At 46.6% G+C, this 14,285-nt stretch carries 12 protein-coding genes and 1 tRNA gene; 9 read left to right on the top strand and 4 right to left on the bottom strand.

Annotation, left to right across the window (positions count from 1 at the left end; translation table 11 throughout):
• Nucleotides 1-1,198: 1,198 nt before the first annotated feature.
• Nucleotides 1,199-2,539, top strand: a complete 1,341-nt coding sequence (locus ACIDITHRIX25_RS99545) for a glutamine synthetase family protein (RefSeq protein ID WP_200891150.1) — start codon at nucleotides 1,199-1,201, stop codon at nucleotides 2,537-2,539.
• Nucleotides 2,540-3,214 carry a winged helix-turn-helix domain-containing protein gene (locus tag ACIDITHRIX25_RS99540; RefSeq protein WP_052604036.1) on the top strand — a complete coding sequence of 225 codons (675 nt, stop codon included), beginning with the start codon at nucleotides 2,540-2,542 and terminating at the stop codon, nucleotides 3,212-3,214.
• 543 nt (nucleotides 3,215-3,757) lie between these two features.
• Here the strand turns inward: ACIDITHRIX25_RS99540 and erpA are convergent.
• Nucleotides 3,758-4,123, bottom strand: a complete 366-nt coding sequence (gene erpA / locus ACIDITHRIX25_RS99535; protein ID WP_052604038.1) for an iron-sulfur cluster insertion protein ErpA — start codon at nucleotides 4,121-4,123, stop codon at nucleotides 3,758-3,760.
• A 332-nt stretch (nucleotides 4,124-4,455) separates the two neighbouring features.
• Between erpA and ACIDITHRIX25_RS99530 the strand changes: the two genes are divergently transcribed.
• Nucleotides 4,456-4,881, top strand: a complete 426-nt coding sequence (locus tag ACIDITHRIX25_RS99530; RefSeq protein ID WP_201731850.1) for a metal-sulfur cluster assembly factor — start codon at nucleotides 4,456-4,458, stop codon at nucleotides 4,879-4,881.
• Between the two features lie 23 nt (nucleotides 4,882-4,904).
• The gene (locus ACIDITHRIX25_RS99525) at nucleotides 4,905-5,684 is read left to right on the top strand and encodes a P-loop NTPase (RefSeq protein WP_201731849.1); all 780 of its coding nucleotides are present in this window, start codon (nucleotides 4,905-4,907) and stop codon (nucleotides 5,682-5,684) included.
• A 140-nt stretch (nucleotides 5,685-5,824) separates the two neighbouring features.
• Here the strand turns inward: ACIDITHRIX25_RS99525 and ACIDITHRIX25_RS99520 are convergent, their stop codons facing one another.
• Complete coding sequence (locus ACIDITHRIX25_RS99520; RefSeq protein WP_201731848.1) at nucleotides 5,825-6,847, bottom strand: NUDIX hydrolase; 1,023 nt, start codon at nucleotides 6,845-6,847, stop codon at nucleotides 5,825-5,827.
• A gap of 187 nt (nucleotides 6,848-7,034) precedes the next feature.
• Nucleotides 7,035-7,829, bottom strand: a complete 795-nt coding sequence (locus ACIDITHRIX25_RS99515) for an alpha/beta fold hydrolase (RefSeq protein WP_201731847.1) — start codon at nucleotides 7,827-7,829, stop codon at nucleotides 7,035-7,037.
• A gap of 529 nt (nucleotides 7,830-8,358) precedes the next feature.
• Here ACIDITHRIX25_RS99515 and ACIDITHRIX25_RS99510 point away from each other — a divergent pair.
• From ACIDITHRIX25_RS99510 to ACIDITHRIX25_RS99490, 5 genes are all read left to right on the top strand, one after another.
• The gene (locus ACIDITHRIX25_RS99510) at nucleotides 8,359-9,246 is read left to right on the top strand and encodes a DUF929 family protein (RefSeq protein WP_052604042.1); all 888 of its coding nucleotides are present in this window, start codon (nucleotides 8,359-8,361) and stop codon (nucleotides 9,244-9,246) included.
• Nucleotides 9,247-9,326: 80 nt separating this feature from the next.
• Nucleotides 9,327-10,232: an ArsA family ATPase gene (locus ACIDITHRIX25_RS99505; protein WP_201731846.1), complete on the top strand. Its 906-nt coding sequence runs from the start codon at nucleotides 9,327-9,329 to the stop codon at nucleotides 10,230-10,232.
• 9 nt (nucleotides 10,233-10,241) lie between these two features.
• Entirely contained in the window at nucleotides 10,242-11,342 is a 1,101-nt protein-coding gene (locus tag ACIDITHRIX25_RS99500) for an ArsA family ATPase (RefSeq protein WP_201731845.1), read from the top strand.
• A 69-nt stretch (nucleotides 11,343-11,411) separates the two neighbouring features.
• The gene (locus tag ACIDITHRIX25_RS99495; RefSeq protein ID WP_052604045.1) at nucleotides 11,412-11,825 is read left to right on the top strand and encodes a response regulator; all 414 of its coding nucleotides are present in this window, start codon (nucleotides 11,412-11,414) and stop codon (nucleotides 11,823-11,825) included.
• Nucleotides 11,826-11,973: 148 nt separating this feature from the next.
• Nucleotides 11,974-12,050 (top strand) — tRNA-Pro (locus tag ACIDITHRIX25_RS99490).
• Nucleotides 12,051-12,239: 189 nt separating this feature from the next.
• Here the strand turns inward: ACIDITHRIX25_RS99490 and ltrA are convergent.
• Nucleotides 12,240-13,481, bottom strand: a complete 1,242-nt coding sequence (ltrA, locus tag ACIDITHRIX25_RS99485; RefSeq protein WP_201731844.1) for a group II intron reverse transcriptase/maturase — start codon at nucleotides 13,479-13,481, stop codon at nucleotides 12,240-12,242.
• Between the last annotated feature and the right edge of the window lie 804 nt (nucleotides 13,482-14,285).

Here is a 14,285-nt window from a genome sequence, read left to right as displayed (position 1 = left end):
CTCCTGGAGGAAAAAATCAACTCGGTGAATGAATCTATATTCTCTAGCCAAAATTCCACCCTGGGGTTTGGCTACGACAGTCACCGCAATTTCAAGATAGCGATCCGTTTGTTTGGCAGACGGTCTGACACCTCTGAGCTAGGTTATCAAAATGCTCTTTTACTTGCGTAACCAAGTGGAGCAATTCTAAACATAACTACCGGAACGCCAAGAAGTCTCTTCGATACAAGCCGATTTCCTTCATCTTTGGAGGGAGCAAGCTTTGATATTCGTTATAGCCCTGTCTTGCTTGGCTTGGTGTTTCATTCATATCTTTGAAATTAAGCTGTGGTGTTTCTTGAACGTCTCAATTTCTCGAGCAATTTATCGACAACTAAGACCTTACGCATTTGGATCAACTATGTTCATGAGTTACCTACCAGTGCATATTTAAAACCCCTTCATAAAATTAGATTTATCGCTCCAAAGTATTATCTGTTGGGCCGGTCAATTTCATCGCACTCTTTACGCCTTGATGCCAGTTCTCACATTCGACCTCCTCAGCATCCCGATTCGACTTTGCAAATGATCTTTGGTGGTGGGCCAATTTAGTGTCGTTGGCAAAGTCCATTGGCGGATGAGAACACAGGAGCGAAGTTGAACCAGCTTGCCATCATCGGCCCAACATCTACCGCTCCCATCGGTCGCCCCGCCAACGAAATAGCCCATCCAAAACTCCCGCAGATCGGCTGCTTAATATGCATAGTTGGCCTCGGAGGCCGAAATGGAAACGCATGAGACAATGGGCTCCTCGGCTCTTCAGGTAGCAAGTGCCAACGGTACCCCGATCATCGGGGCGGAGGCAAGTAACACATGGGGGAGGATCCTGTACTAGAAGCGAAAAGACCCGCTATCACCTACCACAACCAGTCTGACATGGATCTACAACGTTGAAGGCCTGGCCTTGGGTTTACCAACAGCCTCCTCAATTATGACAACAAACTTGTCGCATCGGTTGGCCGACATTTAGCGGCTTAGGGCCAATGCTCAGGTGAGCGCGCCCCACAACCAAAAACCAATCCGCAACCGTTATAGTCAAGCAACAAAACTGAGTCATATTTATAAAAAAAGTGGCCAATTGTAAATACTATATTAACTGAGAGACCCATAAAGGGGTCAAATAGCGGGAAGTTGCAATCCATCTACTAGTAATAACTATGTGGCAACTAAATCGGACAAACAATCAAAGATCGAGTACGTCCTAAAGACTGTTGAAGAGAGGAAAGTTGGTTTCATCCAACTTTGGTTTTCCGACATCCTGGGAACTCCAAAAAGCTTTCAAATCACTCCCGCAGAACTCTCCAGCGCGCTCGAAGAAGGGATGACCTTCGACGGTTCGGCTATCGACGGATTCTCTCGAATTCAAGAGAGCGACGTGATCGCCTTACCTGACCCCACTACCTTTAGCCTTTTGCCATCGGACCAAACCGTCGCACAGGTCTTCTGCGATATTTATAATCTCGATGGCAGCCCATTCGAAGGATGTCCTAGAAATACCCTCCGAAGGGCCTTGGATCATGCACACAGCTTAGGTTACTCATTCTTCGCAGCCCCCGAACTCGAATTCTTCTATTTCGACAAAGACGTATCCAACGGCCCCAAGCCCTTGGACTCGGGATCATACTTTGAACTTACAGTCTCGAACCTTCCCTCGCAACTTCGAAAAAGAACCGTCCTCGCCTTAGAAGATATGGGAATACCAGTCGAATATTCGCAACATGAAGACGCACCAAGTCAGCACGAAATCGACCTACGTTATACAGATGCCCTCACAATGGCAGACAACATTATGACTTCCCGCCTTATCATCAAGGAGATTGCTGCGGCGAGCGGCGTTTTGGCGAGCTTCATGCCAAAACCGATCGTTGGAGTTCAAGGTTCAGGAATGCATACACATTTTTCGCTCTTCAAGGATAACAAAAATGCATTCTACGACGATCGTGACGAGACTGGCTTATCAAAGGTCGCAAAACACTTTATCGCCGGGCTCCTTCATCACGCACCTGAAATTACCGCGATTACAAACCAATGGGTCAACTCCTACAAGCGTCTCGTCGTGGGATACGAAGCACCCGTTTACATCTCCTGGGCACGCAATAATCGATCGGCTCTAGTAAGAGTTCCGACACCAAAGACGACCAACTCACAATCCACAAGGATTGAATATCGGGCATTGGACCCAGCCGTAAATCCTTATCTAGCATTCGCGGCGATACTAGGAGCTGGCTTGGCTGGCATTGAAGGAGAATACGAACTGGCCCCACAAATCCAAGACAATCTCTACAAGCTCTCTACCGAAGAAGTGGATGCTCTTGGAATTGAATCTCTTCCTGGGAACCTTGACGAAGCTGTAAGAGAGATGGAGCGATCATCCCTTGCGCGAGAAGTCCTTGGCGAACACGTCTTTGAATGGTACGTTAGAAACAAAAAAGACGAATGGTCTAACTATAAGACACACGTATCTCAGTTCGAACTAGACCGATACTTAGAGCAGTTGTAGATGGAACCACTACTTATTTACCCCGAATCAGCACCCTTTCACGTGGTAAAAACGCTAGAAGAGGGCGGCTACCCATTTATACCGGTCGGCCTCATATCGCGAATTACCCAACTGGAGCCCGAAGAAGGATGGTCTGGAGCAATCATATGTGCGGATCAAAATCTCGACGATGCCTTCTTCATCTGCCGTCACCTTCGAACCAAAGAACGTCAGATTTCTCCGCTGCTGCTGATCGTGGATAGGACCAACCTCGACAAGCTTGAGCTGCGCGAAGATCTATTCGACGATTTTGTAACGTTACCTCTTGATCCTAGAGAATTCCAAGTTCGCCTCCAGAGACTCTTCTTTAGAACTGGCCGAGGTTTGACTCAAGAACTAATTGAATACGGTCCTCTAAAAGTCAACTTGGAGACCTATCAAGCCTCTGTGAGCGGAAAATTGTTAGATCTAACTTATATGGAGTATCAACTTCTAACCTTTTTGGCGTCGCATCCTGGCCGAGTTTTTGATAGAGAAACCCTTCTCTCTAGGGTGTGGGGGTATGAATATTACGGTGGTGCAAGAACAGTCGACGTGCATATCCGTCGCCTTCGAGCAAAACTCGGTGAGCAACACGAATCAATGATTGAAACGGTTCGAAGCGTAGGCTATCGCTTTGGCCGTCATCAAAAGTAACCTTTGTTAAGGCCCCTCGGATCAAAACATCCGACCTTATCAACAGTCTTTAGAATTACCTAGAAGCATTGAAACGACTCGCCCAAATCCGCGTCCGCATGGACGCCTTGCTTCGACAAAAGATGCGGTTATCTCAATCTTCTAGGTTGAGACTAGTTCGATCGTGTGCTCGGTCTAAAGATTTGGCAAAAGAGATCGGCTAGATTAAGTGCGATCTTCTTTGGTAATGAGGCAAAAAGATCGGCGCCCTGGCGGATAATTTCAACAACACCAATATAAAGATCACAAAAATGACAATATTCAACAGGTATATGACCTATCGAATGAGCCACCTGGCTCCACATTGTCACAATCCCAGGTGAGGGCTATCAACACTTCTAAGTCTAAAAAGCCATAGAGCCAAAACAGTGCTAAGCTGAACACTTCAGCCACACTGATCGGCTCTAATTCGCAGATAAATATTCCCAGATAAATCCCGAGAGACAAAACGTCTAGGTTTCACCGTAAACACGAGAAGCTAGATTAGCCAAAGGACCTTGCTGACTAGGAAAACGAGGATCCACATCCACAAGTTCTAGATGCATTCGGATTGGAAATGTGAAAACCCGCGCCTTGCAGACCGTCACGATACTCCAACGTTGCGCCCTTTATCAACGAAAGAGACGAAGAGTCCACTACGACCTTGACATTATCAAACTCGCTGACGTTATCGTCATCAGCGAGTTCAGAATCAAAAAACATATCGTATGAAAAACCTGAACACCCGCCTGGCTTTACTGCAATTCTCAGAAATAGCGCCTCTGCGCCATCTTCCTCTGCGAGTAATTCGGCAACTTTAGACACTGCGTCTGGCGTAACCAAAATTGACGAAGGTCTCTTACCAATCTTTATGCTGCTTGCTGAAGCCATATGACCAGTCCTTTCAAAGATTCGATCCTGTTTAGAACAGTATCTACCAGCGAACTACCAAAAAAATTCCAATTCATTTGTATTTCATAATTTATTCTACACAGATAGGAGAAATAGGACAATACTTTTTCACTATAGGTAGGCTCTGAGTAAAAGATAATGGTCGGCCCGAACCAACCTACCCAGAGAAGTCCAGAGTAAATCAGCGAATCCATAGAAGACCAAAGAGTCCAAGATCTTAAAATAAGACGAACCTATTGCTGGTAGAAGACATTTATAGCGGCTTTGATGCAAGGGTGCGAACCAAACTTAAATTGGAAGGAACTTTCATTATGTCATCTCGTGAAGATTCGATTGAGATCACAAACAGCGCAATGATAGAAAACCTTGAATTCAAAACGATTGCATCACAAATAAGAGCGACACTTAGTCCAATTATTGACCCAGAATTAAAGGTCTCAATCGTTGAGCTCGGGATGATCGGAGGGATAGATCTCATAGAGGGAGAAGTGAAGATCGACCTTGCCCTGACGACGATCGCATGCCCACTGAGAAGCCAGATTCAAAAAGAGATATCATCAAAGATCTCAACACTGCTTCCCAACGCCAAGGTATCGTTCAACGTAATAGCTATGTCTCAAGCCGACAAGGCAAAGGCAATGCAACTTGCTCGCTCGGCTGCAAGCAAAAATGCGCCCAATAACTCAATTCCCTCCAATGCGAGAATAATCGCAATAGCTTCAGGCAAAGGGGCGTAGGCAAATCCACCACCACAAGTGCAATGGCTCTCGGTCTTGCAGAACTTGGATATCGCATCGGGATTCTTGACGCCGACATATGGGGGTTTTCGATACCGAAGATACTCGGAATGCAAGCTAAAGTCTCGGCGTCGGGGACGACAGACCAATGGAAGATTGATCCTCTAAAGATACAGTTCGGCGATGGAAGTATCTCGGTGGTCTCCATGGGATTTCTCTCTCAAGACCCCACTTCGGCGATAATGTGGAGGGGATTGGTTCTAAATCGCGCTTTCCAACATTTCATAGAGGATGTCGATTGGAGTGACATCGATTATTTGCTTATAGACATGCCTCCAGGTACCGGAGATATTCAGATGGGCCTTTCAAGGATGCTGCCACAAGCTCAGGTCATAATCGTCACAACCCCAAGTGACGCAGCCAACGAAGTTGCAATACGCATGCTAGATATGGCTCAACGGGGGAATCTCTCAGTGCTCGGCTTCATAGAAAATATGGCCTATTTTCTTTGCGACCACGGTCAACGTTACGAAATATTTGGCAAGAGCGGCCTTGACTCAAGTATGGCTACCAAGGACATTGAGGTATTGGCAAGAATTCCAATCTCCAAAGCAAATTCAGATCTGAACTTAAATGACATGCGAGCAAAGTGGACCTCGAACGACCCCGACCATTCCGTAGAAGTGATGAGGAAGTTCGCAAAACAGTTAACGACAGAAATTGCACCAATTCAAGAGATGTCCGGCTGTACTTCGAGAATTGAGCAACTCCTAAAAAAGATAGAGCTCGACAAAAAAGAGTAAATTCCCTAGATGAGATCGCTAGTTTGCCTTGGCCAGTGCCACCGATCATCCTAAAATCCATATAGGCAAACCAAAAGCTCAATAGAAGAAGAAGCTTCGGAGCTTCGTCTCGGACTTCGCGCTAAAAGCTGTTGTTTGCTCTAAATTGCAGGACCGCCAGGGCGCCCAGGCAATGGCCTAGTCGGAGAGAACTCCGCCGAAAGTGCCTCTTCGTATCCCTGATCTCCTGGGAGGAGTATCCGAACTCCGTTACCATCTGGCACCATTCGAGGAAGAACGGTCGGGATGGTTTCAAAGGCGCTGGCCGCACTGATCACCTCCGCCACATTTGAGAACCTTGCCAAAGCCTCCAAATTTTTGATCGTTGGAAGGATCAAATCGAACTCCGAATTGCGATGGCGATTTAAGGCGTCATTTGGCGAGATCCAACAATTAGCGACGGTCTCGCCATTGTCGTGCAAAGCAACTTGATCTGGAGGAGCAACAGCGACAAAGAAACGCGTATCGTAGCGCCTTGGAGCTCCTTCGGGAGTTATCCAATGGCTAAAGTAAAAGATTGAATCCGATAGTAAAGTCAAACCCTCTGCGCGAAGTATCGATTCAAAGGTTGCCTCCTTTCGATTCAACGCTTGACGATAGCCATCAAAAAGTGCGCGATCACCTGCATCTACGAGTGAAAGCACCCCCTCGGAAGCGCTTCTTCGCGCCAGCAGCACTCCTGCTTCTTCGAAACACTCCCTTATTGCTGCGACCCAAAACTTGACCCCTCCATCATTGGTTCCCAGAAGTGAGCCAGACTTATGGTCGGGGCGTCCAGCCAATTCCTGATCGTCGGCGATGGCTTGATCAAGTTCATCCACTGCTCCCCCAGGAAAGACATAGGCACCTCCGACAAAGTCAAGATTGAGATTACGCCGGAGCATAAAGACCTCAATTGGACCTTCCGAAGAGTTGTCACTATTCCTAACTAGCATTACAGTTGCTGCATCACGAGGCTCCATAACCCATAAACCTAGTCCGTATATCACCTCAGATTCTTTCAAATTGATAGTTGGAAATAGTAATTCATCTTCAAAATTGTAAAAATAGCTCAAATTACAGCTAATGAGCTCCTCCAAGTAGTCATATTCCCCAGTAAGAGCGACTCGATCTAAGTTACTCACCCTTAGAACCGATCAAACAAAGCGAAAGTCTTGGACTTATGTTCGGCATTTTTCAACACTGATATCGATCCCCATAACATTCAAATCACAGTAGGGAGCTCAAAAGGTCAAATTGCAATATTGAACAGTTCTCGCAACGAGTTAAGGGGCGGTTGAACTATGGGTCCGTTAGGCTGAGAGTTATCTTCTAATCCGCTAAAAAGCCACTAATCAGCCCCGAAAATTGCATGGGCGCCTCGAAAGCCCAGCTATGTGTTCCATCAAGTTCGACAGAACTGGCCCCAATAGCGTCGACCAAGCCCAAAAAACTCTCACGTGGAATAACAACATCGTCTTTGGTCCAAATGCAAAGGACAGGGAGTTGGCGACTCTTTATTTGGGCCATCTCAGCCCTTAGGTCAACTGCCTTTGCAATCAGTGCACACTTTACGACTCTTGCGGGATTCTTAGCAAATTCACCAACCGCCTCTACGATGACCTGAGGCAGGTAGGAACGCTCCTTGGTTCGTCGTAAATCTACCAAAAAAGCTCCGGCCCAATCGTTAATTGAACGGTTGCCAAGAGTTGAGCTCAAACCCTTGCGATCTATCCAGTCGGGATGACCAACTGAACTTATTAATACCAGTCTCGATACAAGCAAAGGGTGGTTAGCGGCCAAAGAAGTAGAGATGCCGCCACCAAGTGAGTGACCAATCAAACTAAAGGTCTCTCCGCCAAAAACAAATTCGCCAAACCTTGCAACAAAATTACTCAAGGAGCTAAGACCGTTGTCGAGGTTTATCTTTGAACTGCCGCCGTAGATCTCAGGTACAACCACCCGATACCCTTGGCGAGCAAGTTCTAAGACGCTATCGCAATAGATCCGGGGAGAGAGAGACCATCCTGGAACCATTAAGACATTTCCTCCTGTTCCTACGTCCAAGAATGAAACTTTGGAACCATCCAGAAATATCGATTGTGACTTAACACTCTGTCGCGTCAAATCCAACACCACCTCTACTCACCTCCCTTGCTATGGATAGCGAACCACAACCAGACCCTAAAGCAAAAATCGGCCATGAGAATCTGGGTCTCTCAAAACCGATATCGACACATGCTACAACCTTGATAACGATGTTTTTTAATGGTTTTAAAATTTTAAGTAACCCTGAGCTTCACATTTCAAACAATGTGAACCTAATAGCCAGCGAGATAGGGTGCGCCCTAAACAGAAGCGGTCCTGAAGCGACCCGGCACTCATCAACTGCCATGCACTAAAAATCAAAGGAAATCCCCCAGGTGAAGTTTTAGATCGAATCGCCAATTCCAATAGAGCAGCGTCGGCCCAACAGCGCTGAAAAAACGCTAATACTTCATTTGATTTTCTGATTGACAACCAATTTGAAGTGGATAAATGCCTCGAATTATCTCTTAAAAACCCAAAGGGTACTAGGTTAAATGGCAAGAGTCAAAGCCACTGGGCGAGTTATTGACGGCGCTATCGTGCTACTACAAGGAGCTTGAAAAAATTTATGGCACAAAAAGCTAAAAAGTCAACGAAGTCCTCACGTCAAGTGACCGCCGCGAAAAATAGTGGATCACAAAAGGGTATGGTCTATTCGGCTACCGCCCTAGTTGTAATCGTTGCAGTCATTGCGACCTTTATTTTAATCAAGCTAAACAAAAGTTCATCATCGGCGACCGCGACAAACTCGCTTGCGCCAGCTGCAGTTGTTTCAGCTGTAACGAAGGTGCCGAACTCTGCACTTGCAGCAGCAACCGTGCCCACTAGTTCAATTCCACTTCCATATGCTGTAAAGAACACCGCGCTACTCACCAGTAATTCAAAACCAGTAGTGCTTTACATGGGCGCCGACTACTGCCCCTATTGTGCAGCGCAACGCTGGCCCCTCATAATTGCTCTATCAAAATTTGGAACCTTCAAGAATCTGCATACGACGTCCTCGTCAAGCACTGACGTCTATCCCAACACTCAAACCTTCAGCTTCTATGGATCGTCGTACTCAAGCCCCTATATCAACTTCCAGAGCGTCGAGATGCAAACTAATATTCCATCCAACGGAAGCTACACCACACTTCAAACTCCAACAACAGCGCAAAATAATATCTTCAATACATACGACAAACCTCCTTACACTGCGACTGCGACTGGTATCCCATTTATCGACTATGGCAATCAGCTGATCGAGGGCGGACCAGCCTACTCGCCTGCAATTCTTGCCGGTCTTTCGAGAGCCTCAATAGCTGGCAGCCTTACCATTACAGGAACGGTAACCAATCAGGCCATTCTGCCATCGGCCAACCTTATAATTGCAAGCATCTGTAAGATTGATAAAAACCAACCGGGTTCTATTTGTTCGATGGCGCCAGTTGCCACCGTAGAAAAGCTACTTAAGTAATTATCAAGATTTGGGTATAGCCCTAAAAGCGGCATTGTGGGGGTCCCTGGCGCGCCCTTTGGCCATTATGGAGAAGTAGAGTGATCGAGACGATCCAAAAGACCAAGGTCTTAATTGTCGCGGGTAAAGGCGGCGTGGGCAAATCAACACTTGCTGCCACGATCGCCAGTGCCGCAGCTTTCGCCAAACGAAAAACAGTTCTTGTATGTCTGGGCGAAAGCCCAATTACAGCCGAGCTAAGTGTTGCTCTTCAATCAAAATCAGAGCCATTCAACGATGATCTACGCCTTGATATCCTAAAGCTAAGGCCTGAAGAGATACTTATTGAGTATCTAGAGGACCATGGAATGGCCTCTATGGGACGAAGGCTGATTTCAAGCGGAGTTGTATCAGTAATAGCCACAGCCGTTCCTGGAATCAGAGAGCTACTAATTCTGGCCAAGCTAAAACAGATGGAACGCTCGGGCGAATATGACACGATTGTCCTAGATGCACCAGCATCAGGTCACCTCTTGACCTTTTTATCTAGCCCAAAGGGGCTCAGTAATATCGCAAATGTAGGATTACTCAAGACACAATCCCAGGAGGTAGAGGAACTTCTTAAAGATCCAAGTCGATCTCGACTCATAATGGTAAGCCTTGCCGAAGAGACGCCGGTTCTAGAGACGATAGAGACGATCTCACGACTGCGAGACCTTTCGGTGATAAACCTTGGGCCGGTAATTATAAATCAAGTCATCAATCCTCCTTCCTTGAGTGATGAAGCCAAGGCCACGCTCGAGGCCTCCGCAAGGTCTACATCGATCGCTGCAGCCTATCAATACATTGCATCGCGTTCAGCCATGCAAGTCCGCAATCTAGAATTACTCGGTCGCTCCCTAAATGAAACCGATACGATTCAGTTGCCATTTTTGTTCACAACACAAATTCGGATTCAACATATCGTTGAGCTCGCTCGCTTGCTCAATTCGCCATCAGTCAGATAGAAGGTCATCTTGGACGCGAACAAAAATGCAATCGCCATCAACACCTCAAAACTAAGCAGCCTGATTCGGGAAAAGACTGTCATCATAATGACTGGGCCGGGCGGTGTAGGTAAAACGTCAAACTCTGCAGCATTAGCCATTGGGTCAGCTCTTTCAGGTATTGACACATGTGTTGTAACGATAGACCCCGCCAGACGTCTTGCTGATGCCCTGGGTATCGAGACGATAGGAAACGATCCAGTTGAGATCGGAACCAGTTCACCAGGAAGACTCTTCGCGGTAATGCTAGACGCAGATGCAACCTTTGATGAATTGATAGTCAAGTACGCAAAGACAAAAGAACAAGCTGGCAAAATCCTGTCGAATCGCGTCTACCAAAATCTAACCAAAAACCTCTCTGGAATCCAAGAGTACATGGCAATGGAGAAGTTATTCGAACTACACAACGACTCAAGATTCAAACTCCTAATCGTCGACACTCCCCCTAGCTATAACGCCCTGGATTTTCTAGATGCTCCGCGCAGGTTAATGTCATTTCTCGACAATCGGGTCTTTCGGCTCATCATGACACCGGGCCCAGCAATTCTTCGACCCCTCACATTTGCCACTAAGGCAGTGCTACGGACCATATCGCGTGTCGTTGGGTCAGAGATTGTCGATGAGGCCGTTGCGTTCTTTCAGGATTTCGAGGGCATGGAAGACGGCTTTAGATCGCGGGCTGAGGCGGTCCAGTCACTTCTTCATGAGCAAACCACAGCATTCGTTCTAGTTACCGCCCCCCGAGGCGACACCATCAGTGAAAGCATGACATTCGGGGAAAAGTTGACTGGTTTTGGATTTAGTCTCTCTGGATTGATTTCAAATAGGGAGACCCCCGACTTTTCGATTCCAGGTGAACCCATTGATCAAAATGAAGGCCTTTCAAAGGATGATCTCGCCAAACTTCAGGACAATCTTTCAAAAATGAAGGTTTTAAAGGAGTTTGAGAACCGGGAAATTCAAAAGATCTCTGCAGCACTCAACTCCGAGAGAATCATAAGAATCCCCACGCTGAATCGAGATATTGCCAACTTAGAAGACCTTGCTCAAATGGCCCGCTATCTAATATGATGCCAAAAAACCCTCTATATCCAAGCACACTTTTGCATCAACCTACATCTCCGGCTAGGATCTTTATCTATGGCCCACATCTACGTAGTGAGCGACGCGAATCAAGTTTTAACCGAAGTCGTATCCGCTTTAGAATTCATCACCTCAGACATCACCACCTTCCCAAGTTCGCAAGAATTCTTGGAGGCGTGTCATAAGTCAGCACCAGACCTTGCCGTTTTGGACTTCCAAGTAACCAACATGGGCGCGATGGCGACGTGCCTTGAACTCCATTTAGAAGAGTCAGGTGGTCGACTTCCCCACATTCCAGTACTTATTTTGATAGATCGCCGTCCTGATGTATTTCTAGCGCGAAGATCCAAAGCCGAGGGATTCCTCGTCAAGCCACTTGACTCTATCAAACTAACAAATGCTGCTAAGGCTGTTCTAAGTGGCAAGGGATACCAAGACGAGAGCTACAAACCAATATCTATCACACACTAGAGCGATCTTCCAGCTTTGATTTAGATCTGAAGGTCCAACCTAGGAGGCTATCAGACCTAAATAAGCAATCGAACTTCGACCGTAGGCTAGCTAATTTGCCTTAGAATAAAGATCTGTTCACGACGGAAACAAACCGTAGTGGATCGGGCGGGAAGTAGCGCAGCTTGGCAGCGCGCAGCGTTCGGGACGCTGAGGCCGCGGGTTCAAATCCCGCCTTCCCGACCAAGGTCACTGTTTTTGAGTTACACCAAAATCCCAAAACGACTTTGACCTTCTAATAACTTGCTCCTAAAAGAGTGGAACTTAGCCACCCTAGATGACAACTTTACTCATCTAGTTAGATCACCTAGTGTCGAGTGGCGGGGAGGAACTTCCCCTCCCCGCTCTCACAGAACCGTGCGTGAACCTCTCAATTCACACGGCTCCTAGCGAACCGACTTTTGGTATTACCCCAAATGACCAGTGAGCCCAAAGATTGGGTTCACGTTCGGCTATTTGAGATAGGTATTTCCAAGCATTTGCTCGTATGCTAAGTCGCCTGTACTTTTTGCGTGCCCATCTAATCAAATAGATATTGATACGACGGAGGAGTTGGCCTAATCTGGATTTGTAGAAGCGTCCATAGTAGTTGATCCAGCCTAAGATCACCGGGTTGTAAAGCCTGGCGAGTTCGGCTATGGTTTGGCCTGTTTGGAGGTGAATACGAAACCGCCTAAGTTCTCTGCCCATTTCTTCTACCGCTTTATCTGAAGCCGCTGGCAGGAAGTTGTTAAACTGCTGCTTGAACTTATTGCGGGCGTAGCGTGGTGCAAAGGTAAATCCTAGAAAGTCAAAGCGTATTTGTTCGAACTCTCCTTTACGGTTGGAGTCCTTACAATAGACGATTTTGGTCTTTTGTGGATGTAACTCCAACTTGACCTGCGTCATTCTCTGACCTATAGCCTCTAGGATCTCTTCGGCTCGTTTCTTTGTTTTCACATGTACCAAAAGGTCATCCGCGTATCGTTCAAACGGGGCATAGGGTAAGTTCTTTACCATCCATTTGTCAAAAGCGTAATGTAAGAACAGATTCGCCAAAATCGGAGAAATCACCCCGCCTTGGGGTAATCCTTGCTCTCGATCTATTAGTTGTCCATCTTTGTTTTGCATTGGAGCTTTCAACCAACGTTTGATGTAGAGAATTATCCATGGCTCTGATACGTGCATAGAGACAGCTTTTAGCAGCAGTTCATGATCTATTGTGTCGAAGAAGGCCTTGATATCTAGATCAATGACCCAATCGTACTTCCAACATCTCTTGCGTGCTTTTTCAATGGCATCATGGGCTGAGCGATTCGGCCTGTAACCATAGGAGTCTTCGTGGAAGACCTCTTCCAATCTTGGCTCTATGTAGGCTTTAGCTACCCCTTGGGCGATGCGATCTTTGACGGTTGGAATACCTAGGATTCTTTTACCGCCATCTGACTTGTCTATCTCGACATATCTAGTTGCCGCTGGAAAATAACTTCCAGAAGCCATTCGATTCCAGAGTTGGTAGAGATTGTTCTTTAGATCCATCTCAAAGACTGAGATGGACTGCTTATCAATCCCTGGTGCTCCTCGATTGGCTTTTGCCTCTTTGTATGCTTTAAGTACGACGTACTTGTCTTTTGTCAAAAGCTTTTTCTTGTCGTGGTCTTGTCATTTGATCCCTCCCTCTCAACTTTTACCTTGAGAAGTTGTTCATTTGCCAATTACAACTAGATCTGCTGTTTACTCCATCCCCTTGGCTCCATCCTCATTACAAGGACTTCGTAGCTACTACGGGATGGTCCGCCCCCAATCCATAGGCATTTGGTACTTTCCCTCTTGTTGATCTGCAACTTGTAGGTTTTTCCTCATCTTTGGGCTTAGCCCATGTGGCCTTAGCCAAGAACGTCTAGGACTGGGTTCTCATGTTCCACATAAACGCCTGATGTTAAGCTCACGCCACCTACACGCCGGATGCCCAAGGAGCACTAATTGGGTTAGTCTCCAAGTTGTCCCGAAAGTTCGACGTCCCTCGGTTTCGACATCATCCATACCAATTTCGAACGCTTCGTCAGTGGTTTGTTTTCACTCGTCTTCTTAACTCATACCTGAAAGAGTCATTGCTCTAACTTTTCCGTACCGCTTTGGACAACAGTCTTTAGCTAATGCCCCGTACGGTGGTTTGGAATCTCCTCCCAAAAGGCGATCCCGGAGGGCCTACCTCCATCATCTATGTAGCATTGCAGTGTGATTGTTATCAGCTTCTACATGATTTACAACCTCTTTCATTCATGACGCACGCCGCTGCTTAGGGCTAGCCAAGCGCAGTTCACCCTAGCGAAAATTCATCCATAGCCGCTTTGGAAAGATAGGAGTTCAAAGCTTTCCAAAAATCAGTGGTACTTTGCCTATAGGCTATGGCCAGATTTGCAAAACAAGCTTTACGCCATT

It is taken from the genome of Acidithrix sp. C25 (assembly GCF_904848545.2).
This window is presented reverse-complemented; position numbering and strand designations above follow the sequence as displayed.

What these genes read in the sequence shown, in the direction of transcription:
- ACIDITHRIX25_RS99540 (WP_052604036.1), top strand. Translation starts at nt 2,540, where the DNA reads ATGGAACCACTACTTATTTACCCCGAATCAGCACCCTTTCACGTGGTA.
- erpA (WP_052604038.1), bottom strand. Translation starts at nt 4,123, where the DNA reads ATGGCTTCAGCAAGCAGCATAAAGATTGGTAAGAGACCTTCGTCAATT.
- ACIDITHRIX25_RS99530 (WP_201731850.1), top strand. Translation starts at nt 4,456, where the DNA reads ATGTCATCTCGTGAAGATTCGATTGAGATCACAAACAGCGCAATGATA.
- ACIDITHRIX25_RS99525 (WP_201731849.1), top strand. Translation starts at nt 4,905, where the DNA reads ATGGCTCTCGGTCTTGCAGAACTTGGATATCGCATCGGGATTCTTGAC.
- ACIDITHRIX25_RS99510 (WP_052604042.1), top strand. Translation starts at nt 8,359, where the DNA reads ATGGCACAAAAAGCTAAAAAGTCAACGAAGTCCTCACGTCAAGTGACC.
- ACIDITHRIX25_RS99495 (WP_052604045.1), top strand. Translation starts at nt 11,412, where the DNA reads ATGGCCCACATCTACGTAGTGAGCGACGCGAATCAAGTTTTAACCGAA.